The organism is Mycobacteroides abscessus ATCC 19977 (assembly GCF_000069185.1).
Taxonomy (GTDB): Bacteria; Actinomycetota; Actinomycetes; order Mycobacteriales; family Mycobacteriaceae; genus Mycobacterium; species Mycobacterium abscessus.
The window spans coordinates 4,502,858-4,525,206 of sequence record NC_010397.1 but is presented as its reverse complement, the minus strand read 5'-3'; the positions used below and the strand labels follow the sequence as shown (position 1 = coordinate 4,525,206).

The 22,349-nt window shown below is 64.4% G+C and carries 24 protein-coding genes; 7 read left to right on the top strand and 17 right to left on the bottom strand.

From position 1 onward, the window contains the following. Positions 1–4: 4 nt before the first annotated feature. From MAB_RS22525 to MAB_RS22505, 5 genes are all read right to left on the bottom strand, one after another. Positions 5–1,777: a SulP family inorganic anion transporter gene (locus MAB_RS22525; protein WP_005079894.1), complete on the bottom strand. Its 1,773-nt coding sequence runs from the start codon at positions 1,775–1,777 to the stop codon at positions 5–7. After that, positions 1,778–2,896 (bottom strand): sulfate ABC transporter substrate-binding protein, encoded by a 1,119-nt coding sequence (locus MAB_RS22520; RefSeq protein WP_005112406.1) that lies wholly within the window; start codon positions 2,894–2,896, stop codon positions 1,778–1,780. 97 nt (positions 2,897–2,993) lie between these two features. After that, positions 2,994–3,560 carry a TIGR03086 family metal-binding protein gene (locus MAB_RS22515; protein ID WP_005079896.1) on the bottom strand — a complete coding sequence of 189 codons (567 nt, stop codon included), beginning with the start codon at positions 3,558–3,560 and terminating at the stop codon, positions 2,994–2,996. A gap of 252 nt (positions 3,561–3,812) precedes the next feature. Continuing rightward, positions 3,813–4,664: a MaoC family dehydratase gene (locus MAB_RS22510; protein ID WP_005112405.1), complete on the bottom strand. Its 852-nt coding sequence runs from the start codon at positions 4,662–4,664 to the stop codon at positions 3,813–3,815. Positions 4,665–4,666: 2 nt separating this feature from the next. Continuing rightward, on the bottom strand, positions 4,667–6,025 hold the full coding sequence (locus MAB_RS22505; protein ID WP_005079898.1) for a 3-oxoacyl-ACP reductase: 1,359 nt from the start codon (positions 6,023–6,025) through the stop codon (positions 4,667–4,669). A 110-nt stretch (positions 6,026–6,135) separates the two neighbouring features. Between MAB_RS22505 and MAB_RS22500 the strand changes: the two genes are divergently transcribed. Further along, complete coding sequence (locus MAB_RS22500) at positions 6,136–7,467, top strand: acetyl-CoA C-acetyltransferase (protein ID WP_005063992.1); 1,332 nt, start codon at positions 6,136–6,138, stop codon at positions 7,465–7,467. A 205-nt stretch (positions 7,468–7,672) separates the two neighbouring features. Here MAB_RS22500 and MAB_RS22495 read toward each other — a convergent pair whose 3' ends face one another. Next, positions 7,673–9,166, bottom strand: a complete 1,494-nt coding sequence (locus MAB_RS22495; protein ID WP_005112402.1) for a molybdopterin-dependent oxidoreductase — start codon at positions 9,164–9,166, stop codon at positions 7,673–7,675. Positions 9,167–9,232: 66 nt separating this feature from the next. Here MAB_RS22495 and MAB_RS22490 point away from each other — a divergent pair, with 66 nt between their 5' ends. Continuing rightward, positions 9,233–9,682, top strand: coding sequence for an AAA family ATPase (locus MAB_RS22490; RefSeq protein WP_005079901.1), 450 nt, complete (start codon positions 9,233–9,235; stop codon positions 9,680–9,682). 3 nt (positions 9,683–9,685) lie between these two features. On the opposite strand, the gene MAB_RS22485 is transcribed toward MAB_RS22490, so the two are convergent. The 3 genes from MAB_RS22485 to MAB_RS22475 all read right to left on the bottom strand — a co-directional run bounded on the left by MAB_RS22485 (position 9,686) and on the right by MAB_RS22475 (position 13,287). Next, positions 9,686–10,369, bottom strand: coding sequence for a DUF1361 domain-containing protein (locus tag MAB_RS22485; RefSeq protein WP_005112399.1), 684 nt, complete (start codon positions 10,367–10,369; stop codon positions 9,686–9,688). Positions 10,370–10,403: 34 nt separating this feature from the next. After that, a complete protein-coding gene (locus tag MAB_RS22480; RefSeq protein ID WP_005116069.1) occupies positions 10,404–11,357 on the bottom strand; it encodes an alpha/beta hydrolase in 954 nt (317 codons plus the stop codon). Positions 11,358–11,451: 94 nt separating this feature from the next. Next, positions 11,452–13,287, bottom strand: coding sequence for an acyl-CoA dehydrogenase (locus MAB_RS22475; RefSeq protein ID WP_005112395.1), 1,836 nt, complete (start codon positions 13,285–13,287; stop codon positions 11,452–11,454). Between the two features lie 251 nt (positions 13,288–13,538). On the opposite strand from MAB_RS22475, the gene MAB_RS22470 reads away from it, so the two are divergent. Continuing rightward, on the top strand, positions 13,539–14,108 hold the full coding sequence (locus tag MAB_RS22470) for a DinB family protein (protein ID WP_005112393.1): 570 nt from the start codon (positions 13,539–13,541) through the stop codon (positions 14,106–14,108). On the opposite strand, the gene MAB_RS22465 is transcribed toward MAB_RS22470, so the two are convergent. Next, positions 14,105–15,883, bottom strand: coding sequence for a serine/threonine protein kinase (locus MAB_RS22465; protein ID WP_005112392.1), 1,779 nt, complete (start codon positions 15,881–15,883; stop codon positions 14,105–14,107). The genes MAB_RS22470 and MAB_RS22465 overlap by 4 nt on opposite strands. Before the next feature lie 108 nt (positions 15,884–15,991). On the opposite strand from MAB_RS22465, the gene MAB_RS22460 reads away from it, so the two are divergent. Beyond that, positions 15,992–16,957, top strand: a complete 966-nt coding sequence (locus MAB_RS22460) for an isopenicillin N synthase family dioxygenase (protein ID WP_005112391.1) — start codon at positions 15,992–15,994, stop codon at positions 16,955–16,957. An 87-nt stretch (positions 16,958–17,044) separates the two neighbouring features. Continuing rightward, on the top strand, positions 17,045–17,356 hold the full coding sequence (locus MAB_RS22455; RefSeq protein ID WP_005064001.1) for a hypothetical protein: 312 nt from the start codon (positions 17,045–17,047) through the stop codon (positions 17,354–17,356). A gap of 45 nt (positions 17,357–17,401) precedes the next feature. On the opposite strand, the gene MAB_RS22450 is transcribed toward MAB_RS22455, so the two are convergent. Together MAB_RS22450 and MAB_RS22445 are read right to left on the bottom strand one after the other, a co-directional pair. Further along, the gene (locus MAB_RS22450) at positions 17,402–18,103 is read right to left on the bottom strand and encodes a hypothetical protein (RefSeq protein ID WP_005112388.1); all 702 of its coding nucleotides are present in this window, start codon (positions 18,101–18,103) and stop codon (positions 17,402–17,404) included. A 3-nt stretch (positions 18,104–18,106) separates the two neighbouring features. Next, the gene (locus MAB_RS22445; protein WP_005071548.1) at positions 18,107–18,904 is read right to left on the bottom strand and encodes a crotonase/enoyl-CoA hydratase family protein; all 798 of its coding nucleotides are present in this window, start codon (positions 18,902–18,904) and stop codon (positions 18,107–18,109) included. Between the two features lie 28 nt (positions 18,905–18,932). On the opposite strand from MAB_RS22445, the gene MAB_RS22440 reads away from it, so the two are divergent. Next, a complete protein-coding gene (locus MAB_RS22440) occupies positions 18,933–19,421 on the top strand; it encodes a flavin reductase family protein (RefSeq protein ID WP_005079914.1) in 489 nt (162 codons plus the stop codon). On the opposite strand, the gene MAB_RS22435 is transcribed toward MAB_RS22440, so the two are convergent. Both MAB_RS22435 and MAB_RS22430 read right to left on the bottom strand, forming a co-directional pair. After that, a complete protein-coding gene (locus MAB_RS22435; protein WP_005089439.1) occupies positions 19,418–19,852 on the bottom strand; it encodes a tautomerase family protein in 435 nt (144 codons plus the stop codon). The two genes, MAB_RS22440 and MAB_RS22435, sit on opposite strands and share 4 nt — an antisense overlap. Before the next feature lie 36 nt (positions 19,853–19,888). Further along, positions 19,889–20,584, bottom strand: a complete 696-nt coding sequence (locus MAB_RS22430) for an SDR family oxidoreductase (RefSeq protein WP_005089437.1) — start codon at positions 20,582–20,584, stop codon at positions 19,889–19,891. Between the two features lie 88 nt (positions 20,585–20,672). On the opposite strand from MAB_RS22430, the gene MAB_RS22425 reads away from it, so the two are divergent. Further along, a complete protein-coding gene (locus tag MAB_RS22425; protein ID WP_005112386.1) occupies positions 20,673–21,140 on the top strand; it encodes a winged helix-turn-helix transcriptional regulator in 468 nt (155 codons plus the stop codon). Positions 21,141–21,157: 17 nt separating this feature from the next. Here the strand turns inward: MAB_RS22425 and MAB_RS22420 are convergent, their stop codons facing one another. The 3 genes from MAB_RS22420 to MAB_RS22410 form a co-directional block, all read right to left on the bottom strand. Continuing rightward, positions 21,158–21,424: an ArsR/SmtB family transcription factor gene (locus tag MAB_RS22420; protein WP_005064008.1), complete on the bottom strand. Its 267-nt coding sequence runs from the start codon at positions 21,422–21,424 to the stop codon at positions 21,158–21,160. 79 nt (positions 21,425–21,503) lie between these two features. Next, the gene (locus tag MAB_RS22415; protein ID WP_005114760.1) at positions 21,504–21,659 is read right to left on the bottom strand and encodes a hypothetical protein; all 156 of its coding nucleotides are present in this window, start codon (positions 21,657–21,659) and stop codon (positions 21,504–21,506) included. A 74-nt stretch (positions 21,660–21,733) separates the two neighbouring features. Next, on the bottom strand, positions 21,734–22,342 hold the full coding sequence (locus MAB_RS22410) for an SRPBCC family protein (protein ID WP_005112379.1): 609 nt from the start codon (positions 22,340–22,342) through the stop codon (positions 21,734–21,736). Between the last annotated feature and the right edge of the window lie 7 nt (positions 22,343–22,349).

Genomic DNA, 22,349 nt, shown 5'->3' with positions numbered 1-22,349 from the left:
GCCGTCACACCAGGTAGTAGAGCTTTTCCGGGTTCGCTGCCGGGTTCGGGGGCTCCTCCTCGAGCCGGCTTTGTGCGTAGCGGACGGCCCGCAGCGTCGCCGAGAACTCCTTCTCTTCCTCGGGGAAGACCTGCTCGGGGGGCAGCCAATGGGTAAAGCCGACATTCTCCAGCAGCGCAAGCGAATCCGGGCGGACCCCGGCCAGCAGAACGGTGACTCCGAGCTGTTGCTGCTCCCTGATGAAGTGCTCGAGTCGTTCGATGCAGACGACGTCGGGGTGGCGCACACGCTTCAGCCGCAGAATCACCACCTTCAGATGCTCATCGCGGATCCTGGTGTGCAGCGACTCGAGATAGCGGTCGAGTTCGGGTGCCGCACCGAAGAACAGTTCACCCTCCAGGTCGTAGATGACGGGCGCCCCCGCACCGGTCGGTCTGTCCTGAGGAGTCCGCTCACGGATGACTCCCTCGTCGGTGACGACGAGTTCGGCGGCCTTGAGCTTGGCGGCGCGCGGCACGAACAGCAGGATGGAGAGCACCACGCCGACAAGCACCGCGGTGTCCAGGTTCACGGCCACTCCCACCAGTGCCGTGATGATGACCAGACCGGCGTCATAGCGCGACGCTTTGATGGCGTAGACAAGGCGGTGGAAGTCCACCAATCGCACCGCGGTCACCAATAGCAGACCCGCCAGCGCGGCCTGTGGGATGTAGCGCAGCAGCGGGGCGAAGAGCAGCAGCGCGATGGTTACCGTTGCCGCGCTAACGATTCCGGAAAATCTGGTAGCCGCCCCCGACTGGTAGTTGATCGCCGATCGTGACAACGAGCCGGAGCCGGGCAGGCTCTGGAAGAAGCCGCCGGCCAGATTGGCCAGGCCTTCGGCGAGGATCTGCCGGTTGTAGTCGATCTGCTGCCCGGTGTGGTGTGCGATGGCCTTGGCGATGGACAGCGCCTCGATCAGACCGATGAACGCGATGGCCAGCGCGCCATGCGACAGCTCACCGAGCGTGCTCACCTGTACCTCGGGGATATGGAATTCTGGAAGGCTTGCGGGGATCTTCCCGGAGATCTTCACATCGGTGTGCCCTGTACCGTCGGGCACCGTCCAGCCGTAGGCGTAGGCGATGACAGCGGTGACGATCAGCACCAGCAGCATGTCGATCTGGGGCAACTCGTAGCGCTGGACCAGGCGGCGCAGCAGCACCGCCAACGCCACCGCCGTGACGCTCAGGAACAATGCCCGGTAGTTCACGGCGTCGCCGTGGAACAAGGTGAGCCACGCGCGCTGGAGCACCTGCATATGCCCATCGCCCTTGTCCCGCACGCCAATTGCGTTGGCCAGCTGGCCGATGGCGAGTAGCAGGGCGGCACTTGCCATGAACCCGATGACGACGGATTCGGAGATGTAGCGGGTGAGGTCGCCCAGCTTGAAGACGGCGATGAGGATCTGGATGGTGCCCACGAGCACGCCCAGGAGGAACAGTGCCTCGAACAGCCCGGTGCGGTTCTCCGGATCGAGGAAGGCCAGCGAGCTGAACACCAGCAGCGAGATGGCGCTGGTGGGTCCGTTGATGAGGTGCGATGAGGAGCCGAATATCGATGCGATGGCCGTGACCACGATCGCGGAGTAGACACCGTATTTCGGGTCCACCCCGGCGATCAGTGCGTAGGCCATGGCCTGAGGAAGCGATATCGCCGCCACCGTCAGGCCGGCGATGACATCACGGCGGGCCTTGATCGCGTCGTAGCTCTCGAATAATCCCGGTGCCGAAGGCATCTAGCGTCCCTGTCTGTCGGAGGCGAAGGTGGTGGTACCCCGGTCGGTGTTGCGTGGGATGGTCTCGTAGATCCCGTTGTCGGAGAAGAATTTCTGGCGTGCGTCATCCCAGCTCGACGCGATCGCGGTGATGGGGAACTGGGCGATCGCGGGCAGCGTGTTGCTGTGCCGGGCAAGGATGTCAGGCTTGAACGGCCGGTATCCATGCTGCGCGGCGACCTCCTGGGCCTCGTCGGTGAAGAGGTACTCCAAATAGGCCCGGGCGATCGCGGCCCGTTTGGGATCGCCCAGATTGGCATCCACCCATGCGACCGCCGGTTCGGCGCGGATGCTCACCGGTGGATAGACGATCTCAAGTTCGCCCTTGTTGGCGTCGACCTCGTTGATCGCCTCGTTCTCCCAGGTCAGATGGACGTCGCCGAGCCGTTGGACCGAGAATGTGTTGGTGGCCCCGCGTGCCCCGCTGTCGAGGGCCGCGACGTTCCGGAACAGCGCGGTGAGGAAGCTGCGCGCGTCGGTGTCCGTTCCGCCTCGTGTCACCACCGAGCCCCAGGCGGCGAGCACGGAGAGCTGTCCGTTGCCGGAGGTGCGCGGATTCGGCGTGATGACGGAGACGTTCTCCTTGATCAGGTCCGGCCAGTCGTGGATGCCGCGCGGGTTGCCCTTGCGGACGACGAACACGATCGTCGAGGTGTAAGGAACCGAGTTGTTCGGTAGCCGCTGTCGCCAGTTCGGTGCGATCAGTCCGCGCAGGCTCAGCGTGTCCACGTCACTGACCGAGGCCAGTGACACCACGTCGGCACGCTGGCTGCCGTCCAGGACGCTACGGGCCTGCCGGGCCGAGCCGCCATTGGTGCGCTTGATTTCTATGGTCTTGCCGGTCTTGTCTTTGTACTGCTTGGTGAAGGTGCCGTCGACCACGTTGTACAGCTCGCGAGTGGGGTCGTAGGAGACGTTGAGCAGCTGGTCGGCGCCGTGGTCGGGCAGGTTCTTCACCACCACCAAGGTCGCCGCCACCAGGACGGCGACCACGCCGAGGATATTCAGCAGGGGTAACTGTCGTAGCAGTGCTCGCCAGTCGATGGGTGGCGCGTCTTGGTGATCCTCGTCCGCTGGCACGACGCACTCCTTGAATTTGCTGCATGAAATGACGAGCGATCGTAACGATCGGTTCGCCGAAGTACAGCCGTCGTGATCAGCGTGAGTATTAGTCGGGTCAGCTTGCCGGCGACCATCCCGGGTTGCGGCCGGTGAAGGCGATGAGCTTCACCAGGTTCGGGGAGTCGTCAGGCACCGGCACTTCGTCGGCGAAGAAGTCGCCGTCGCGTCGCTCCGGCTGGATGATCATCCGCACCGATTCCAGGACGCCATCGGTGAGTGCGTCCATCGGCTCGAACTCCTGACCGGTGGCAACCGCGTAATCCCAGGCGTGGACCAGAAACTCGGAGCCGAGGATGCGAACGGCGACTTCGGCCGGGTACTCGCCGATCGGCAGGGTCACCGTGCCGTCGATACCGCGACGTTGCCACGCGTCGACCACGGCCTGCGACTGCGGAAGGAGGCGGTCGGCCACGGAACCTTCGGTGGTGAGGGCGATGTCGACACCGGCAGCGCCGCCGAGCAGCTTGATGGAGTTCTGCAGATGATCGGTGAGCTGGGCGACGGTGAACTTGGCGTTGGGCGTCTGCTTGTCGTTGTCTGCCTCGGTGAGCCTGCTGACGACCTCGTGTAGGGCGGCGCGGGCGTTGGCGACGGTCTCGAGTGGGTTGAGTGCTGTGGTCATGACGGGCTCCTGTCCAGAGGGGATCTCTACCTCTCTGACGAAGAGACCTCCATGGATCCGACAACTCATCGCACTCTTGTCGCCTGCGCACATTCCCGGGACGTGTGCATAGTGCCCGCCTCTGCGCGACAACGCCCACCGTATTGGAAGCATGTCGCTCGTAGCCGGGCAGCTACGGGCGTGCGTCCGCTCCCGACCGCAGAAGGCCCGCGACCGGATTGACCGGATCGCGGGCCTTCTGAAGGTGCGTGATCAGAGCGGGGTGACGCTCCCGGTCACGTGCGGGTCGCCGTTGCGCGGATTGCGGACGGCGATATCCCAAGCAGTGCCGGGCCCGCCGGGCCTGTCGATCCACACGCCCACCGCGGCGGGCAGCAGGACCGGCTTGCCGAACTTCACGTCGTAACGCACGGCGTCGGGAATGTCGCCCTGGATGTTTCCGAGAACTGCTGCAGCAGTAAACATCCCGTGAGCAATCGCCTTCGGGAAGCCCAGTGCCTTGGCGCCGATCGACGAGGTGTGGATCGGGTTGTGGTCACCACCCACCGACGCGTAGCGACGAATCTGTCCACCGCTGATCCGCAGTGTCGAGTTCGGCGGCGGCAGCTTGACGGCCTTGGGCGGCTCCGGCTTGGGCCCGCCGGAGAGGCTGGTGCGCTGCTGGCGCAGGAATGTCATGGTCTGCTGCCACACTGTGTCGGTCCCGATGGTGATGTCGGTGAGGACGTCCACCAGCAGCCCCTTGCGGTGCTCGCGCAGATTCTCCGCCCGCACCTCGATGTCGACGGTGTCGGTCGCGCTGATGGCGCGGTGCTGGGTGATGTGGTTCTCCAGGTGCACCGTGCCGATCGCCGGGAACGGGAAGTCCAGGCTCGCCACCAGGGACATCACCGACGGAAACTGAAGGGTGAACGGATACGTGACGGGCACCTTGTCGGAGAAGGTCAGTCCCGTGACCTGTGCGTACGCGGCCACATTCGCGGGGTCGATTTTCACGCCCTGGGTGCGCACCACACGGGTGGGCAGTGTGGAAGGACGCGGGATGAACGGCAGGGCACCCACCGCCGCCATCACCATGTTCTGAAGCCCGGATGGCTGCGCCATGATCAGGCCCCCAGCCAGGACTGGCCGCACACGCGGACCACGTTGCCGGTGACCGCATTCGAGGCGGGGCTCGCGAAGTAGGCGATGGTCTCGGCGACATCCACCGGCTCGCCACCCTGGTTCAGCGAGTTGATGCGGCGGCCCACCTCGCGGTTGGCCAGCGGGATGGCGGCGGTCATCTTGGTCTCGATGAAGCCCGGGGCCACGGCATTGATGGTGATGCCCTTCTCGGCCAGCGATGGAGCCAGTGCCTGGGTGATGCCGATCATGCCGGCCTTGGTGGCGCCGTAGTTGGTCTGGCCGCGGTTGCCGGCGATACCGGCGATGGAGGCCAGCCCGATGACCCGGCCACCCTCGCCAATGGTGCCGTTTCCGATGAGGCCCTCGGTAAGGCGTTGCGGCGCAAGCAGATTGACGGCGATCACGGAGTCCCAGCGCGCATCATCCATGTTCTTGAGGAGCTTGTCGCGGGTGATACCGGCGTTGTTGACCAAGATGTCGGCCTTGCCGCCGTGGTGCTCCTTGAGATGTGCGGTGATGGTGTCGACCGCATCTTCGGAGGTGACGTCCAGCGCCAGCGCGGTGCCACCGACGCGTGAGGCCAGCTCGTTCAGTTCTTCAGATGGCATGTCGATCGCGACGACGGCGGCGCCGTCACGGGCGAACACCTCGGCGATGGTCTCGCCGATACCGCGGGCGGCGCCGGTGACGATGGCGACCTTGCCGGCCAGCGGCTTATCCCAGTCGGCAGGCGCGGTGGAGTCGTCGGCGCCCACATAGAACACCTGGCCGTCCACGTAGGTGGACTTGGCCGAAAGGATGAAGCGGACCGTCGACTCCAGGCCCGTGGCGCCGGTCTTGGCATCGGGGTGCAGGTACACCAGCTGCACGGTGGCACCGTTGCTGAACTCCTTGGCCAGCGATCGGGTGAAGCCCTCCAGCGCGCGCTGGGCGATGCGCTCGTCGGTGGTGGCGGCCTTGTCCGGTGTGGTTCCGATGACCAGCAGGCGGCCCGACTTGCCGACATTGCGCAGCAGCGGTGTGAAGAACTCGTGCAGGGCCTTGAGCTCGACGGGGGTGGTGATGCCGGTGGCGTCGAACACCAAAGCGCCGAACTTATCGGCCCAACGGCCGCCGAGGTTGTTGGACACCACCTCGTAGTCGTCGGCCAGGGCGGCGCGCAGCGGCTCGGCGAGGCGGCCTTCGCCACCGATCAGCACGGGCCCGGCCAGCGCGGGCTGGCCCTTCTTGTAGCGGCGCAGTTTCTCGGGCTGCGGGATACCAAGGCGGCCGGCGAGCAGGTTGCCGGGCCCGGAGTTGACCAGCAGTGCGTAAAGGTCGTCAGTGAGCTTGGGGGACATGTGCCGTTTCCTTAGTGGTTGCCTTGAGTGGTCTAGGGTGAATTCGACAAAGAACTTACTCCAGAGTAAGAATGCTCGGTAATCCTGCCCCCTCAACAGTGGAGAGACAAGTGGCAACTAGCTCGGCACGCAAGTCAGACGCTTCGCAAGGCCGCCGCCGTGTAGCTGTTCTCGGTGGTAACCGCATTCCCTTCGCACGTTCGGACGGCGCCTATGCGAACGCCTCCAACCAGGACATGTTGACCGCCGCCATCACCGGCGCATCCGATCGCTTCAACCTCAAGGGTGAACGTCTGGGTGCCGTCATCGCCGGTGCGGTGCTCAAGCTCAGCCGTGATTTCAATCTCACCCGCGAATCGGTGCTGGGCAGCCCGCTGTCGCCGTACACACAGGCCTTTGACCTGCAGCAGGCCTGCGGCACGGGCTTGCAGGCGGCGATCGTGGGTGCCGACGGCATCGCGCTCGGCCGTTACGAGTCGGTGCTGGCCGGTGGCGTGGACACCACCTCTGATGCACCGATCAACTTCGGGGATGATCTTCGCCACACCTTGCTGGCGATCCGGCGCGCGAAGGACAACGTCACCCGCCTGAAGCTGCTCGGAAAGCTGCCCGCCGCCCTCGGCGTCGACATCCCGCAGAACGGTGAGCCGCGTACCGGCCTGTCCATGGGAGAGCACGCCGCCATCACCGCCAAGCAGGCGGGCGTCAAGCGGACCGAGCAGGATGCCTTGGCGGCCGCGAGCCATCAGAAGATGGCCGCTGCCTACGACCGCGGCTTCTTCGATGACCTGATCAGCCCGTTCCTGGGTCTGTATCGCGATGACAACCTGCGCCCGAATTCCAGCGTGGAGAAGCTGGCGACATTGAAGCCGGTGTTCGGCGTGAAGCACGGCGACGCCACCATGACCGCCGGTAACTCCACCCCACTGACCGACGGTGCCTCGGTGGCGCTGCTGTCCAGCGAGGAGTGGGCGGCCGAGCGCAATATCCCGGTGCTGGCCTACTTCGTCGACGGCGAGACCGCGGCGGTGGACTACGTCAACGGTCCCGACGGACTGCTGATGGCCCCGACCTACGCGGTGCCGCGCCTGCTGGCCCGCAACGGTCTGACCCTGCAAGACTTCGACTTCTACGAGATTCATGAGGCGTTCGCCTCCGTGGTGCTCGCGACGCTACAGGCCTGGGAGTCGGCGGACTACTGCAAGGAGCGCCTCGGTCTGGATAAGCCGCTGGGTGCCATCGACCGCTCCAAGCTCAACGTCAACGGTTCCTCGCTGGCGGCCGGGCACCCATTCGCGGCGACCGGTGGCCGCATCGTGGCCCAGCTGGCCAAGCAGCTCGCCGAGAAGAAGAAGGAGAACGGAGGGACCGGTACGTACCGCGGACTCATCTCGGTGTGTGCGGCCGGGGGCCAGGGTGTGACCGCCATTCTGGAAGCCTGAGGGGTAAGACAGGACAAGCGGAACCCCCGGCCATGGGTAGCAAGCCTGTGACCGGGGGTTTCGGCATTTTCGGGTTGTCGTCAAAAAAATTTTCGAGTTTTTTCGTGGAGCGTGTAACGCTCCTGGAGTGGGTGTCGATACATGAGTAGCCTCGCGCCACCGTCCGACCCCCCGACCCGACGGCGGCGCGGGGCTGCCTAATTTTTCAGGCGGCCACCGTTACGAGTCGTTTCGGATACCCCGTCGCCCCATCGGGTACCGGGGACGCGATCTGATCGGTCTGCACTGCTCCGGTGCCGTCGGTTGCTCGTGCGGTGATGATGTGTTCACCCGCGGTTGCCTGCCAGGCGAACCACCATTGCCGCCAGGTGTCGACTGAGTATTCCGGCGCGAGTCGGGCCGGAAGCCACGGGCCGTCGTCGATCTGCACCTCGACCGTGGCGATCCCCCGATGTTGTGCCCAGGCCGTGCCGGCCACGATCTGGGTGCCCGTGCCCAGCCGATCGCCTGTTCGGGGTGTATCGATGCGACAACCCGTTTTGATAGGGCCGCGTGCCGACCAGCCTCGGATGGTCCAGTACGCGTCTGCCTTGTCGAACCGGGTGATTTCCCAGTCGACTACCCATTTGGTCGCCGACACGTAGCCATACAGCCCCGGCACGACTTGTCGAACGGGATAGCCGTGCTCGACGGGCAGCGGGGTGCCGTTCATCGCAATGGCAAGGATGGCGTCGCGGCCATCGGTGAGTACCTGCAGTGGGGTACCGGCAGTCCAGCCATCGACGCTCTTGGACAGCAACATGTCCGCATCCGGATGAACCCCCACCGATTCCAAGATCGGCTTGATGGGAAAGCCGGTCCACACGGCGTTGCCGATGAGATTTCCGCCGATCTCGTTGGAGACGCATGTGAGCGTGACCGCTCGTTGGGTCGCCGCCATCGCGTTGAGGTCTGCCCACATAAGAGTGCGTGGCCGGTCGACCATGCCGTGGATGTTGAGTTGCCACTCGGCGGTGGACACCTGAGGTACCCGTAGCGCGGTGTCGATTCGGTAGAAGTCTGTATTGCTCGTGATGTACGGGACGGCGCCCTTGACGTCGATGCCCTCGGGCAGGGGTGGGGCGGGCGCAACGGGCGCGGGCACGGTGGCCTCGCGGCGTTCTGCGGCGACCACGGTGCCCTTGCTCCAGCGGGTGCCGAGCCAATAGAGCCCCGCCGATCCGAGCGCGAAGACAGCTGCTGTCCCGAAGAACCTGCGGCGGTCGGGTACCGCCTGGCTTTGTGCGCGGTGGACCAGGGTGCCTAGCACCAACGCACCAGCGACCGCCGCGATCACCGAGGGCCAGATCCAGGCGAATGTCCCCGCCGGGCGGGTTACCGCGGCAACAGCTCCGAAAACGCCGAGCAGCCCGATAAGCACTGTGCCGTACCGCCGCTCGCCCTCCACCAGGCCGGCTAGTGCGGCGAGTAGTGCGATGATCACGGTCAGACAGGCGAACAGCACCGCTTTATCGGAGGTACCGAAGATTCCGATCACCCATTCCCGGACGGCGGCTGGGGTGTGATCGACGACCGTGTTCCCGACCGCATAGAACGGTGCGGAATCCGGTGCCACCGCAGCCGCGGCCAGTTGTCCGACCGCGAGCGCGGCAGCCGCCGCGATCAGACCCGCGATGATCCGTCGTGCCGCGTGCTCCATCGTCGCCTCCCGTTGGCTCCACTCTTCTCCTGCTGTCAACGAGTCGCGACCGCATATGGTTCAGGTGTGGCGCGGGTGTTGGTGACAGGCATGTCGGGTGCGGGTAAGACCACCCTGCTGCGGGAGCTGGCCCGCCGTGGTCTGTGCACCGTCGACACCGACTACGACGGCTGGACACTGGCGGACGGCAGATGGGATGAGAATCGGATATCCGCACTGCTGGAACAGCATTCCGATGTCGTCGTCTCCGGCACCGTCGATAACCAGGTGAATTTCTACGACAGATTCTGTCATCTGGTGCTACTCAGTGTGCCGGTGGATGTGGCGATTGCGCGGGTGAGCGCTCGCACCGACAACCCGTACGGGCGCACCACTGCCGAACAGGACGAAATCGTCCGCAACACCGAGGAGATAGAACCACTGCTCCGCGAGAGCGCCACTCTGGAGTTGGACGGTCGCCTGTCCGTGCCCGAGTTGGCCGATCGCGTCGAGGCGTTGGCCCGGCAGCCGAGATGACGGCTACGCGGGCACTTTCCCGAGATTTTCCGGCCCGGCTGTCACCTCGGGGCCGGTATCGGGTGGCGAGACCGACCAGATGGTGAGGTAGGCCAGCCCGAAGAAGGCGGCGACGGCCACGGCCACACCGGTATGGGCCACGAAGGAGAATGGCGAGCTGACCCACTCCAGGGTGCTCGCCGCGACCGCGCCGGGACGATGAATCAGGTCCCAGGAATTCCAGCGCTGGAAACGACCGATCACCACGCCCACCGCACACAGCCCCACCGAGACGACGACGACTATCCACCCTGTGACAGCGCCGAAATCGCGCTGAATTCGCCTGTGCACCAAGCGTAGTGACACTATGCCGAGAATTATCCCGGTCCAGGCGGCCACCCCGTACTGCAGAACGTGGCGCCAGAAGGCGATGCCATTGATCAGGTGCACCAGGTCGGTGACGAGGTATGGCGCGTTGGGTAAGAACGCGAGCCATACGAGCCCAATGGGAATCAGCCAAATTTTTTGCCGGACAGCGGAAAAGGCCAGGGCCGCGAAAACGGGTAGCCAAGCCAGGAAAAGGTTCCAGATCAGGAAGCGCGTGGGGTAGAAGAGGGGAGCCGCTGGATCGGTGACGCCGAGCAGAAAAGTCAGCACGCTAGTTGCGACCAGCGATAGAACCAGTACGGCACGTCGAGCTTCGGTCATGCCTCAAGTTTGCCCGACGCCCGGCTCAACGCGGTCAGCCGGTGACGGCCCGGATAAATCCGACGGCTGCATCCTCGAGTTGCTTGAGCCCCGGGTCCTCCAGCGGGTAGTGCCCCGCTCGCTCCAGGGGCACCACCGTCACCGGCACCTTGGTGATGGGGTCGAGTACCGGTCGGCTGAGTTCGTAGGGCGTCCATTGGTCCTCATCGGGCTGGGTGAGGATGATCGGACACACGTCGAAGTCGGCGGGCTCGACGGCGGGGGCGTAGCTCATATATTCCGCCAGGAACTTGACGCTGACCCAGCTGGCGGCAGAGGTGCGGTCCTTCATGAAGACCTTCATCGCCGCGCGGCTGTTCGCGAGCGTGCTCATCTTGGCGGCCAGCCACATCGGGTAACGCACCCGCCGGGCCGGCGTCTTGGCCGCGAGCCGAAGGAACGGGACACCAACCCGTGCGGTCAGCAGATCATGGGCCGTGCCGTCGGCCACCTCACGCACCCGCTGGTCCAGAAATGTCATGCCGATGATCCCGCGCACTGTGTCGCGCGGCGCCTTGGCGGCCACGTGGTACGCGAGCATGCCGCCGGCGCTGAGTCCGTACAGCACGATGGGACGCACATCGCGGCGCCGCTCGTATTCCAGGAAGTCGACCACCAGGTCTACCCAATCGCCGTATCCGGGTACGGTGCCGGGCGCGACCTCGGTCAGGCCATAGCCCAGGTTGTCGATCGCGACCGTCTCGTAGCCCCTGCGCGCCAATGGTGCACCCAGGATCAGTGACATCTGTCGGCCGTTGGTACCGACACCGTGCAGCAACACCACCTTCACCGACGCCGCCGGATTGGCGTACCGGTCGAGGTGTACCTGATTGCCGTGCCAGTCCCAGAATTCCTCCTGCGGCACCGTCGATTCGTCGAGGCGCAGGCGCTCGGGAAGGAACATTTGGAGGTCTTTCCACGCCTGCTGGTCGCGGTAGTAACGAGGCATACGGCAACCCTATGCGGGGTCTGACAACGGCGGTACCCCGGAATGCGCGAAGCCCCCGTCTCCGGCAGGAAACGGGGGCTTCGTGATGGACGAATCAGAAAGCGGCTTCGTCCAGCTCCATGATGTCGTTGTCGACGTTCTCCAGGACGGCCCGGGTCGAGGTCAGCAGCGGCAGCATGTTCTTGGCGAAGAACGAGGCGGCCGCGATCTTGCCCTCGTAGAAGGACTTGTCGGCACCGGTGGCACCGGCATCGAGAGCCTCGATGGCCACGGCGGCCTGACGCTGCAGCAGCCACCCGATCAGCAGGTCGCCCACGCTCATCAGGAAGCGCACGGAGGCGGTCCCGACCCTGTAGACCTGGGTGATCTCCTGCTGGGCAGCCATCAGGTTGCCAGTCATGCTTGCCGCCATACCCTGCACGTCCTCCAGGGCCGTCGCGAGCAGCGCACGCTCGGCCTTGAGGCGGCCGTTTCCGGTCTCGCTCTTGACGAACTCCTCGATCTGGCCGGAAATGAAGGCCAGCGACTTGCCCTGGTCCTTGACGATCTTCCGGAAGAAGAAGTCCTGGGCCTGGATTGCCGTGGTGCCCTCGTACAGCGAGTCGATCTTGGCATCGCGGATGTACTGCTCGATCGGGTAGTCCTGCAGGAAGCCGGAGCCACCGAAGGTCTGCAGGCTCTCGGTGAGCTTCTCGTAGGCGCGCTCGGAGCCCACACCCTTGATGACCGGCAGCAGCAGGTCGTTGAGCTTGACCGCGTCCTCGGCCTCGACACCGTTGATGGTCTTGGCCGCCACGGCATCCTGGAAGGTGGTGGCGTAGAGGTACAGCGCACGCAGACCCTCGGCGTAAACCTTCTGAGTCATCAGCGAGCGACGCACGTCCGGGTGGTGCGTGATGGTGACCCGGGGAGCGGTCTTGTCGGTCAGCTGCGTCATGTCCGCACCCTGCACGCGGGTCTTGGCGTATTCCAGCGCGTTCAGGTAGCCGGTCGACAGCGTGGCGATGGCCTTGGTGCCCACCATCATGCGGGCCTGCTCGATGACATCGAACATCTGCGCAATACCGTTGTGTACCTCGCCGACCAGCCAGCCCTTGGCGGGTACGCCGTGCTGACCGAAGCTCAGCTCACAGGTAGCCGAAACCTTCAGGCCCATCTTGTGCTCGACGTTGGTGACGAACACACCGTTGCGCTCGCCGGGCTCGCCGGTTTCGAAGTTGGGGATGAACTTCGGCACGAAGAACAGCGACAGCCCCTTGGTGCCCGGGCCGGCGCCCTCGGGCCGAGCCAGCACCAGATGCATGATGTTCTCGAACATGTCGTCCGAGTCGGCCGAGGTGATGAAGCGCTTCACACCGTCGATGTGCCATGAGCCGTCGTCCTGCTTGACGGCCTTGGTGCGGCCGGCGCCCACATCCGAACCGGCGTCGGGCTCGGTGAGCACCATGGTGGCTCCCCAGCCGCGCTCGGCGACGAACTCGGCCCACTTCTTCTGCTCATCGGTGGCGATGTTGTAGAAGATCTGCGCGAAACCGGCACCGCCGCTGTACATCCAGACAGCGGGGTTGGCGCCCAGGATCATCTCTTGGATGGCCCAGGACAGCGACCGCGGCACGGGGGTGCCGCCGAGCTCTTCCTGGAGTCCGACGCGGTCCCAGCCGGCCTCGGTGATGGCCTTGACGGACTTCTTGAAGGCTTCGGGGATGGCCACCGAGTGGGTCTCCGGATCGAAAACCGGCGGGTTGCGGTCGCCTTCGGCGAATGAATCGGCCAGCGGCCCTTCGGCGAGGGTGCGCATCTCGGCAAGGAAGGTGCGAGCGGTGTCTTCGTCCAGCTCGGGGAATTCCTCGCCGCCGAATACCTGCTGGATCTTGAAGAGCTCGAAGAGGTTGAACTCCAGGTCGCGGACGTTCGACTTGTAGTGGCCCATGTGCGTCATTGCCTTTTCTCGTGGGGCTGTTCTTGAGTATTCGGTTGGGTTCTTACTTCCGATTAAGTTACCCACCGGTAACAACTGAACTATACCGCCGAGTAGCGTAGGACAAAAGTCCTGGCCTTGTGTCTGTCATCACAATCTGATATCGCAGGTCAGATGCCGTTTTTTTGACGTTTGGGACAGTGATGTCGGACCTGTGGTGTTGGGTGGTGCATGCCAGCTCACAGCCCATGAGAGGACCTCATATGCCTGCCATGCCCCCACCCGTTCTGACCGAGTTGGACGGCCTGATCGAGTACATCGCGCAGCAGCAAGACGCTTTTCGGATCGTGGCTTTTGGTTTGACGGACGAGCAGGCTCGTCTGACCCCGACGGCGGGCACACTGTCCATTGGCGGGTTGATCAAGCACGTCACCAACATGCAAGCCGGCTGGACCGACAGGATCGTGTCGGCGCCCGGACCCGGAACCGACCACCAGCGTGCCGAGGACGAGTTCATCTTGCGCGCGGATGAGACGCTCGCCGGGGCGTTGGCGGCCTTCACCGCGCAGAGCGCCGCGACCCTTGCGGCGATCAAAGAGAAGGGGCTGGAGACTCCGGTGCCCGTCCCGCCCGCGCCGTGGTTTCCCAAAGACGTCGACGCCTGGAATGTGCGATGGGTGGCGTTGCATCTCGTCGAGGAACTGGCTCGGCACGCGGGTCATGCCGACATCATTCGCGAGTCCATTGACGGCGCGACGACGTACGAGTTACTCGCGGCGGCTGAGGGCTGGGAGCCCACCGACTGGCTCAAGCCCTGGACGCCCAAGGCTTAGCGGCCGTAGCGCAGGATTTTCATGGTGGTCGCAAAACTCAGCGCAGTTGCGCTGAGTGAGCCTGCCGCGTCGTTTCGGTTGGAGGCACCGCTGGCCAGGATGTACACGAGCAGTCCGCGCACGACGTTGAAGGACACGTGCTGCCGAATGCTGTTCGCTCCTGACGGAAACATGTAGCAGGATTCCGTTGTAGTGAGTTCTTTCTGGCCATTTTGAACGGGGTTCGGCTCATCGAATTCGAACGAGCATCGCCAGGTGGTACTGCTTCCGGGGATGATGTACGCAACCGCGTCGCACCTTTTCAGCGCATCGGAGGCGCCGTCCGTGGACAGGGCATCGGCCGCCGGGACAACCCGGATCAGGATCTCGCGTTCCGGCTTCTTACGGTCCCGCAGGTATAGCGTCGACGTCTCGCGCCCCTTTGCGCGCAGTGCCCAGGCGGGATCGATGGTGTTGCAGCCCACGGGTGTTCCGCCGATATTGGTGGCAGATCCGGGCGGTACTGCGGGATTGAATTCGCCCGATCTGAAGGTGGGCGACGGATTCTTCTCCCACCCCTCGGGGTAATCGAACTGCCCGGGCAGCAAGGTGTCCAGCACGGTATTGGGTTGCCCGGCCAATGATGCGCCGGGTGCTACCTGGGCGGCGCTAGGGCTGGCTTTGGTTCGGGGATCAGTCCCTTCGTCGGCCCGCGGCCATATCAGGACCGCAACCACGGACGATGCGACTACCAGCACCATGACGCCGATGATGGCCGCAATTCGCTTGTGTTTGAGCATGGATTGCCCCGTGTCGGCCATGGCGAGGGGTGCCATGGCGTGCACCGGCTCTGGTGCTGCGATGGGCGCGGGAGTCGTGGCCGGCACCGGTTGAGTCACCGTCTGCCGGTGCTGTGCCGGATCCGTCAGGATCTGCTGGGCGGCCATCGCGAGTTCCCCGGCGCTTTGGTACCGATCGGCAGGAGTTTTGGCCATTGCTTTGGCAATCAACGCATCCCATGATTCGGGTACCGGGGCGAGTTGCGATATTCGCGGCGGCGGCGCGGAAAGGTGTGCGTTGATGATCGCCGGCAGTGAGTTGCCGGAGCCGAAGGGCGGCTGGCCCGTCAACATGCGAAAGAGCGTGCAGCCCAAGGCGTAGACGTCGGCACGCCCGTCGACCGCCGTGCCGGACAGGATTTCTGGTGCCGCGTATGCGATGGTGGCGGTCACATTCCCGGCCGACGTGACGCTGTTGCTGTCATCGAGTGCCCGGGTAAGACCGAAGTCGCCCAACATGATCCGACGATCACCCGCAGATAGGAGAATGTTGGCGGGCTTGACGTCGCGGTGTACCAGTCCGCGGGCATGGAGGTAGTCGAGTGCCTTGGCGACCTCGCTGATGATGTGAACAGCACGGGTCAACGACATGCGCCCACTCGCGGACTCCGAATGCGCATCGCTGCCCTGGACGTACTGCATCGCGATCCACAGGTCACCCTCTGGTGTTTCTCCGCGGTTGTGCACCGTGACGATATTGGGGTGGTCCAGGGATGCGGCGAGCGATGCCTCACGCATGAACCGTGCCCGGAACTCGGGGTCGCGTGAGGATTGGGCGCTGAGGATCTTGAGGGCCTCGGAACGCTGCAGGTTCGGGTTGGCGGCCAGATACACGGTCCCCATGCCGCCGCGGCCGAGGACGCGCTCGATCTGGTAGCCGGATACGACGGTCCCCGGTGGCAGGTCGCCGGGTTGCTGGCCACCCGGACCCGGTGAGGATCGATCCGATGACGTCATGCCCCTGTGCGTCCCTCTCGCCCGACGGTCCGGCAATCGTACTTGGGATATTTCCTCATGGCGGTCAAGACGGTGGCCCCCAAACGGCTTGCGAGCAACCATGGACGTGTGGCTGAGCTTCCCGTCATCGATCTGTCCAGCGATTCGAACCAGCTACGTGCTGCCTTGCGGGAGGTCGCCCATGAGGTCGGATTTTTCTATCTGACCGGACATGGGGTCTCGCCGCAGCTGGTCCACGAGGTGTTGTCGGCTGCCCGCAAGCTATTCGCCCTCTCGGAGGCCGACAAGGAGGCCATCGCGATGGTGCGAAGTCCGCACTTTCGTGGCTTCACCCGGCTCGGTGGAGAGCTGACCGGTGGACTCACGGACTGGCGCGAGCAGATCGACGTCGGGCCTGAGCGTGCCGCCAGTCCGACGGCGGATGGTCGCGACTACATGTGGTTGCAAGGGCCCAACCAGTGGCCGGCGGCGGTTCCCGAGCTCAGGCCGGCACTCGAAAGCTGGGACATCGCGCTGGCAGAAGTGGGGCGAAAGCTGCTGAGAGAGTGGGCCATTGCTCTTGGTTCGGATGGCGCTGTCTTCAGTGAGGCGTTCGGCGATAAACCGGCGACGCTGATCAAGGTCATCCGATACCCGTCCGACGGCACCACGTCGCAGGGAGTGGGCGCGCATCGTGATTCCGGTGTGCTGACGCTGCTGCTCACCGAGCCGGAGGTTGGGGGTTTGCAGGTCGAGGTGGACGGAGCCTGGCTCGAGGCCCCGGGACGCGAGGGTGCGTTCATCGTGAACATCGGCGAGTTGCTTGAGCGGGCCAGTGGTGGGTACCTGCGTGCCACCCGTCACCGGGTGACACTGACGGGTGCGCCCCGGATTTCGGTCGCGTATTTCTTCAACCCCAGGCTGGATGCCCGCATCCCGGTGTTGGAGCTGCCGCCAGAACTGCGGGACCGGGCGCGTGGGGTGAGCGCCGATCCGGACGATCCGATTCATGCCACGTACGGCGAGAACGCCTGGAAGAGCCGGTTGCGGGCGCACCCCGATGTCGCCGCGGTGCATGGGCATCTCGACAGTTAGCGATCCCGCGAATCGCTCCCGCGAACCGGTAGCGCGCGTAATACTCAGGCTGTGGCAAACTACTGTCACACACTGAGGAGGAGAACCATGCGGACAATCTGTTCGATGGCGGCGGGGTTCGGTTTGGCAGTATCCGTGTTCGCTGCGCCCATTGCTTCGGCGCTACCCGGTGAGGGCCCGGTTGCGGTCCAATGCCAGGTGTATGCGGACAACAATTTCGGACCACCTGGGTTTGGTCCGGGTGGCATGCCGGGAATGGGCTTCGGGATGAAGCAATGGGCGGGCACCGTGATAGGCCGCGGAAGTAACGAGGGTGAGGCGCGCCAAGACGCGCAGCGCCAGATGTGGGGCCCATACGGTATGTCCCCCGAGCTTCGCGACTGCGTGCCTGCGGCATAGCGAGCGAAACAAGATCATTTCGGAACGGGGCATGCAGGCAACGCTTTATGGAGTATCAGCTCCACTACGCACCTTGTTGACGACGACTTCCAAGACACTTTCGGCCGGTCGCGGGTCATCACCGTGCGCCATTATGTAAACGAGGCATCCCCGGACAAGTGCGTAATAGGTCCGGTACCGGTAGTCGAAGCTGCTCCGGCAGCGCGATTCAACGACGGCGACATCATCTGCCGAGACGGCGGGGATAGGCAAATGTGCGGTATCGGTGCACGTGATGTCGGCGGTGCCGTGCTGGGGGCACTGGGCAGTCCAGGTGCGGACGGCCGACAGGTCACGCCATGCACCGGGCTCGGCGATGAAAATCGACAAAATAGATCCACCCGCGCGTGTGAAGTTCGTGAGATACAGCTGGGCCGGAGGATCTCCGGTGGGTGACTGGGCGGGCAATCCGCGTGCCGAATCGCAGGGTGCGATAGTGGGCTGATCGGGACTCGCTAATGGAATAGCCAACCTGGGCATAGCTATTCCGTTTTCCGGCGGCGTTGTGAACCCAGGCGGGTATTCGGAGGGAGTCGGCAGGTACGCCGAGAGGTCCGGTGGTTGTTTCGCACTTATCGCGCTCGCGGCAGGTCCGACGGCGGGGGCGTGCGCCCGCCAGATGAGAGTGATGGCTAGGAAGGCACTGGCAGTCGCGAATAGCAGGGCTAGGCCGATCAGGACCTGCCCGGCGGAACCCTTTTTGTCCACGCCCTAGATGCTGCGGGCCTTGAACTGCGGCTCGGTCTTGTCTATCCCGGCCTTGCGTGCGATCGCGAAGTTGGCTCCGCGCATGAGCCGTAGCTGCAGTCGCCGTTCCAATCCGAACGCGCGGCGCGGCACCATGGACCACGCCTTGTCGAACAGGGTCTTGGTGGCCGCCACCGAATCGGGCGACCGTGACAGGATCTGGTCGATAAGTTCTTGTGCGTCGGCTTCGGGGTCGGCACTCACCTGGGTGACCAGTCCGATCTCCTTGGCGTAGAAGCCGTCGAACATCTCCCCGGTCATGGTGAGGCGCTTGGCGGTGTCGATGCCGATCAATTGACTCAGCGTGACGCTTCCCGACATGTCGGGGATCAGCCCCCATTTGGCTTCCAGGATCGAGAACTCGGCGTCGGGTGTGGTGAACCGGAAGTCGGCGGCCAGTGCCAGCTGTAACCCGCCGCCGTAGCAACGCCCGTGAATGAGGGCGATCACCGGAATGCGGAGCCGGCGCCATGCCCAGCACGCTTCCTGAAAACCATTGGTACCCAGCCAGGGGAGCGGGATGAAGTTCGCGACAACCCGCGCCGGGTCCTTCCCGGCGGCCGCGAAATCCAGTCCGGTAGAAAATGTGTCCCCCTCACCGGACAACACCACCACCCGGATCGAGTTGTCGGAGGCAATATGGCGGGCGGCCGCGGTCAGTCCGTTGAGCATGTCGATGGTGAGTCCGTTGAGCTTCTCGGGCCGAGACAACGTGACGCGAGCTACCTGCCCGTCGACGCGTAGGGTCACATGTGACGTCATGAAGCAAGACTAGAGGTGACATCCAGTTATGACGAGCGACACCACATTGGACGCGGCGACGCTGCGGGAAGCCTTCGGGCACTTCCCGACCGGCGTAGTTGCGATTGCTGCCGAGATCGACGGGACGCGAACCGGATTGGCGGCCAGCACGTTTGTGCCGGTGTCGCTGGACCCACCACTTGTGGCTTTCTGTGTTCAGAATTCCTCGACCACCTGGCCCAACCTGCGGGGCGCTCCCCGGCTGGGCATCAGTGTGCTGGGGGAGTCGCACGATGAGGCGGCACGGACGCTAGCGGCCAAGACTGGTGATCGGTTCGCCGGACTGGATACTTCGACCACCGAAACCGGTGCCGTGTTCATCGGCGGCACCACGGCCTGGATCGAGACTTCCGTCGAGTCCGAGGTGCCTGCCGGTGACCATGCGATTGTCATCCTGAACATTCATGGGCTTACGGTGCATTCGTCGGTCGCGCCGATCGTGTTCCACCGCAGCAAGTTCCGCAAGCTGCTCGGTTAGACGGGTGCGGCGTAGGGACTAATCGTGTTGGTGCGGGCCCACTCGCGCTCTGCCGCCGAGTTCATCGGCGGCGGCACCAGCCCGTTGATCATCCAGAGTTCCTGGCTGGTCTCGTCGACATGGAATTCCCAATGCAGGCCTGGCCTGTTGAGATACGGGGCCAGCGCCGCGCCGAGGCGCCGGGTGGTGCGCTCGCGCGCGGCCTTGTCGGGCAGGGTGCGGGCAATGTGATCGACGACGATTCGCACAGCGCTGTCGGTTTGTTCACCGCCTACGTAGAGGTCGGCCGGTTCGATCTGCTTGAACACCGTGATCACGTAGAACCGGGGCAGTCCCACGGCCGTGTACACCTCGGTAATGCTGTTGGCGAGTTCGGTTTTCTCCTTGTCGGTAAAGATGTTTGGCGTGTGATAGATCGTCCACAACGGCATGTGGAACCTCCTGGGGATCGTTGGGCCGGGGAGGGATCAGTGGCCGGGGCGGTAGGCGAGCTTTTCGACAGGGCCGGCCAGCTGGGACTTGATCTGGACGGTGAGGTCATCGGTGAGCACCTCGTTGTCACCCTTGTCCAGCGCGTCGATGATGCGCGCCGCGATCGCAGAGGGTGGTGTCTTGGGGACGGGCAATGCCGACACCATGTCGGTGTCGATGAATGCGGCGTGCACGCCCAGCACGTGGGTGTGCTGTGCCTCCAGCTCTAGGCGCAGCGTGTTGGACACCGACCAGATGGCGGCCTTGGACGCGCCGTAGGCCCCGGCACCGCCCAGCCACGAGAGCACTGAGTGGATGTTCACGATCGCGCCGCCGCCGTTGGCCTTGAGGATCGGAGCGAATGCCCGTGCTATCCGCAACGGGCCAAAGACGTTGGTCTGGAACGTCGCGTCGATGCGGTCGAAGTCGCCGGTGAGCAGCGGATCGGGATGCAACACCCCGGCGTTGTTGACCACGATCTCGACGTCGGTCAGGTCGCGAGCCAGGGCGTCCACCGATTCTGCTGAGGTGACTTCGAGTTGTTTGGTCACTACCTGCGCGCGCGGGTCCTCGAATGGTGCGCGGGCGGTGCTGTACACCTTGCGCGCGCCACGGTTGAGCACCTCGTCGACGATGGCGGCCCCCAATCCGCGGCGGCCGCCGGTAACCAGTACGACCGTGTCTTTGATCATTCCATCTCCTAACTAACGCTGTCGTTAGTTAGAACGCTAGCTGGACTATCTGGATAACGCAAGCGTTAGTTACAATGGACTGGTGGCCATGGGATTTGAGCGACCGCTGCGAGACCGCTCACGGTGGAACACCGATGCGTGTTCAATCGGGAAGGCCCTGGACCTACTGAGTACCAAGACGGCATTCCTGATCGTGCGTGAATGCTTCTACGGCTCGACTCGATTCGATGAATTCGCCGAGCGGATCGGGGTGTCGGCGCCGGCGGTATCGCGTGCGCTCAAACAGTTGGAGGCGGCAGGTGTCATCGAGAAGGTGCCCTACCGGGAGCCGGGCCAACGGGAACGAGACGGGTACGTGTTGACGCGGATGGGCGAGGATTTGCTCCCGGTGCTGCTGTCTCTGCTCAAATGGGGAGACGACTATCTGCAGAACGGGCACAAGCCGTTGACATTGATAGACAAGAAGACCGGCGGGGAAATTGGAGTCCAGGTGACGTCCCGGCCGGGGCAGGCGGTGTCCGCCGACGGCATCGAGGTCCGCGTCGCGCGCCGCTAGCTGACCATCGCGGTCCTTCACTCATTCCAGAAGTGCCGATACGGGTCGATCCACTGGTCGATCTCACGTAGTCCGTGGGGGCGCAGCGCGTAGACCCGGCGTTGTGCGTCTGGCCTGACATCGACCAGTCCTATGTCGCGCAGCACGCGCAAGTGGCGCGAGACGGTGGGCTGGGTCAGCCCGGGCAGTGTCGCCACGAGATCTCCGGCAGTCCATTCGCCGCCCGCCAGCGCGTCGAGCAGGACTCGCCTGCTCGGCTCGGCAATGGCCTCGAAAGCATCCATGCACAGAGTATTGCATGCCATCTATATAGACGACTGCAAATATAAGCTGGCCACGCTGCGAGTCTCCGGCCGCAGCGGCCTAGGGACGCCTGGTGAGTTCTTCCTGATAACCGCGCACGCGCTCACGGAGTTCGCGTGCGTCCTCGTCGCGGCCCTCACGCTCGGCGAGGTCGGCGCGTATTGAAAGTTCCTTGATCGCGGTTCGGATGTCCGCGACGCTCACTGTGTCACCCATATTCCGATGCTGCCCGCATAGCCGGTCGTGGGCATTGGCGGCCAGTCACAAAGTCCCGGCCCGCTGGTTGGAGCTCAGCGACGGCCGATGATCGGGCGCAGCTTTCCGAGCTGCCATGCGGCCACGGGGCGGACGAACGGTGCCGCCATGCGCAGCGGTAGCCAGCCCACCCCTCTGGGGGTGCCGCCCACATGCCAGGTGAGCCGGGTACCGCCGGTTCCGTTGTCCACGACGTCAAAGACCTCAGCGGCCGAATCGAGAACCAGCGGAACCGAACACGCGGTCGCGGTGACACCGAGTACCCGGCCCGGCTCGTTGACGACGATCTGCTCGGCCAGCACGATGAAGGTGTTGACCAGTGCTCGTTTCGTCCCGATGTCGCGCAGTGCGGTTCCCGCGTAGTCCACGCCCTTGGTGAAGGGGGCCCAACTCATAAACCGTTCGTCCAGAAGCGCCTTGAACACCTGATCAGGCGGATGGAAGAAGTCACGTTGCACGGTGATGGCGAAAGACGCCTCGGAGTCCAGATACCCCCGCAGCTCGTCGGCGCCCACGGGAGTGAGACTGAATCGCGCGGCGGAGATTCCGCCTGCCGCAAAGATCACCAACAAGATCACGCCGAGGACGGCGCCCACGGCCGCCAGGCACGCAACTGCTATGACGATGATCAGCCAGGTCTCCATGGCGACA

Coding starts and splice junctions, on each gene's coding strand:
- MAB_RS22525 (WP_005079894.1), bottom strand. CDS start 1,777: ATGCCTTCGGCACCGGGATTATTCGAGAGCTACGACGCGATCAAGGCC.
- MAB_RS22515 (WP_005079896.1), bottom strand. CDS start 3,560: ATGACCACAGCACTCAACCCACTCGAGACCGTCGCCAACGCCCGCGCC.
- MAB_RS22510 (WP_005112405.1), bottom strand. CDS start 4,664: ATGGCGCAGCCATCCGGGCTTCAGAACATGGTGATGGCGGCGGTGGGT.
- MAB_RS22505 (WP_005079898.1), bottom strand. CDS start 6,025: ATGTCCCCCAAGCTCACTGACGACCTTTACGCACTGCTGGTCAACTCC.
- MAB_RS22495 (WP_005112402.1), bottom strand. CDS start 9,166: ATGGAGCACGCGGCACGACGGATCATCGCGGGTCTGATCGCGGCGGCT.
- MAB_RS22485 (WP_005112399.1), bottom strand. CDS start 10,369: ATGACCGAAGCTCGACGTGCCGTACTGGTTCTATCGCTGGTCGCAACT.
- MAB_RS22480 (WP_005116069.1), bottom strand. CDS start 11,357: ATGCCTCGTTACTACCGCGACCAGCAGGCGTGGAAAGACCTCCAAATG.
- MAB_RS22475 (WP_005112395.1), bottom strand. CDS start 13,287: ATGGGCCACTACAAGTCGAACGTCCGCGACCTGGAGTTCAACCTCTTC.
- MAB_RS22470 (WP_005112393.1), top strand. CDS start 13,539: ATGCCTGCCATGCCCCCACCCGTTCTGACCGAGTTGGACGGCCTGATC.
- MAB_RS22465 (WP_005112392.1), bottom strand. CDS start 15,883: ATGACGTCATCGGATCGATCCTCACCGGGTCCGGGTGGCCAGCAACCC.
- MAB_RS22455 (WP_005064001.1), top strand. CDS start 17,045: ATGCGGACAATCTGTTCGATGGCGGCGGGGTTCGGTTTGGCAGTATCC.
- MAB_RS22445 (WP_005071548.1), bottom strand. CDS start 18,904: ATGACGTCACATGTGACCCTACGCGTCGACGGGCAGGTAGCTCGCGTC.
- MAB_RS22440 (WP_005079914.1), top strand. CDS start 18,933: ATGACGAGCGACACCACATTGGACGCGGCGACGCTGCGGGAAGCCTTC.
- MAB_RS22435 (WP_005089439.1), bottom strand. CDS start 19,852: ATGCCGTTGTGGACGATCTATCACACGCCAAACATCTTTACCGACAAG.
- MAB_RS22430 (WP_005089437.1), bottom strand. CDS start 20,584: ATGATCAAAGACACGGTCGTACTGGTTACCGGCGGCCGCCGCGGATTG.
- MAB_RS22425 (WP_005112386.1), top strand. CDS start 20,673: ATGGGATTTGAGCGACCGCTGCGAGACCGCTCACGGTGGAACACCGAT.
- MAB_RS22420 (WP_005064008.1), bottom strand. CDS start 21,424: ATGGATGCTTTCGAGGCCATTGCCGAGCCGAGCAGGCGAGTCCTGCTC.
- MAB_RS22415 (WP_005114760.1), bottom strand. CDS start 21,659: ATGGGTGACACAGTGAGCGTCGCGGACATCCGAACCGCGATCAAGGAA.
- MAB_RS22410 (WP_005112379.1), bottom strand. CDS start 22,342: ATGGAGACCTGGCTGATCATCGTCATAGCAGTTGCGTGCCTGGCGGCC.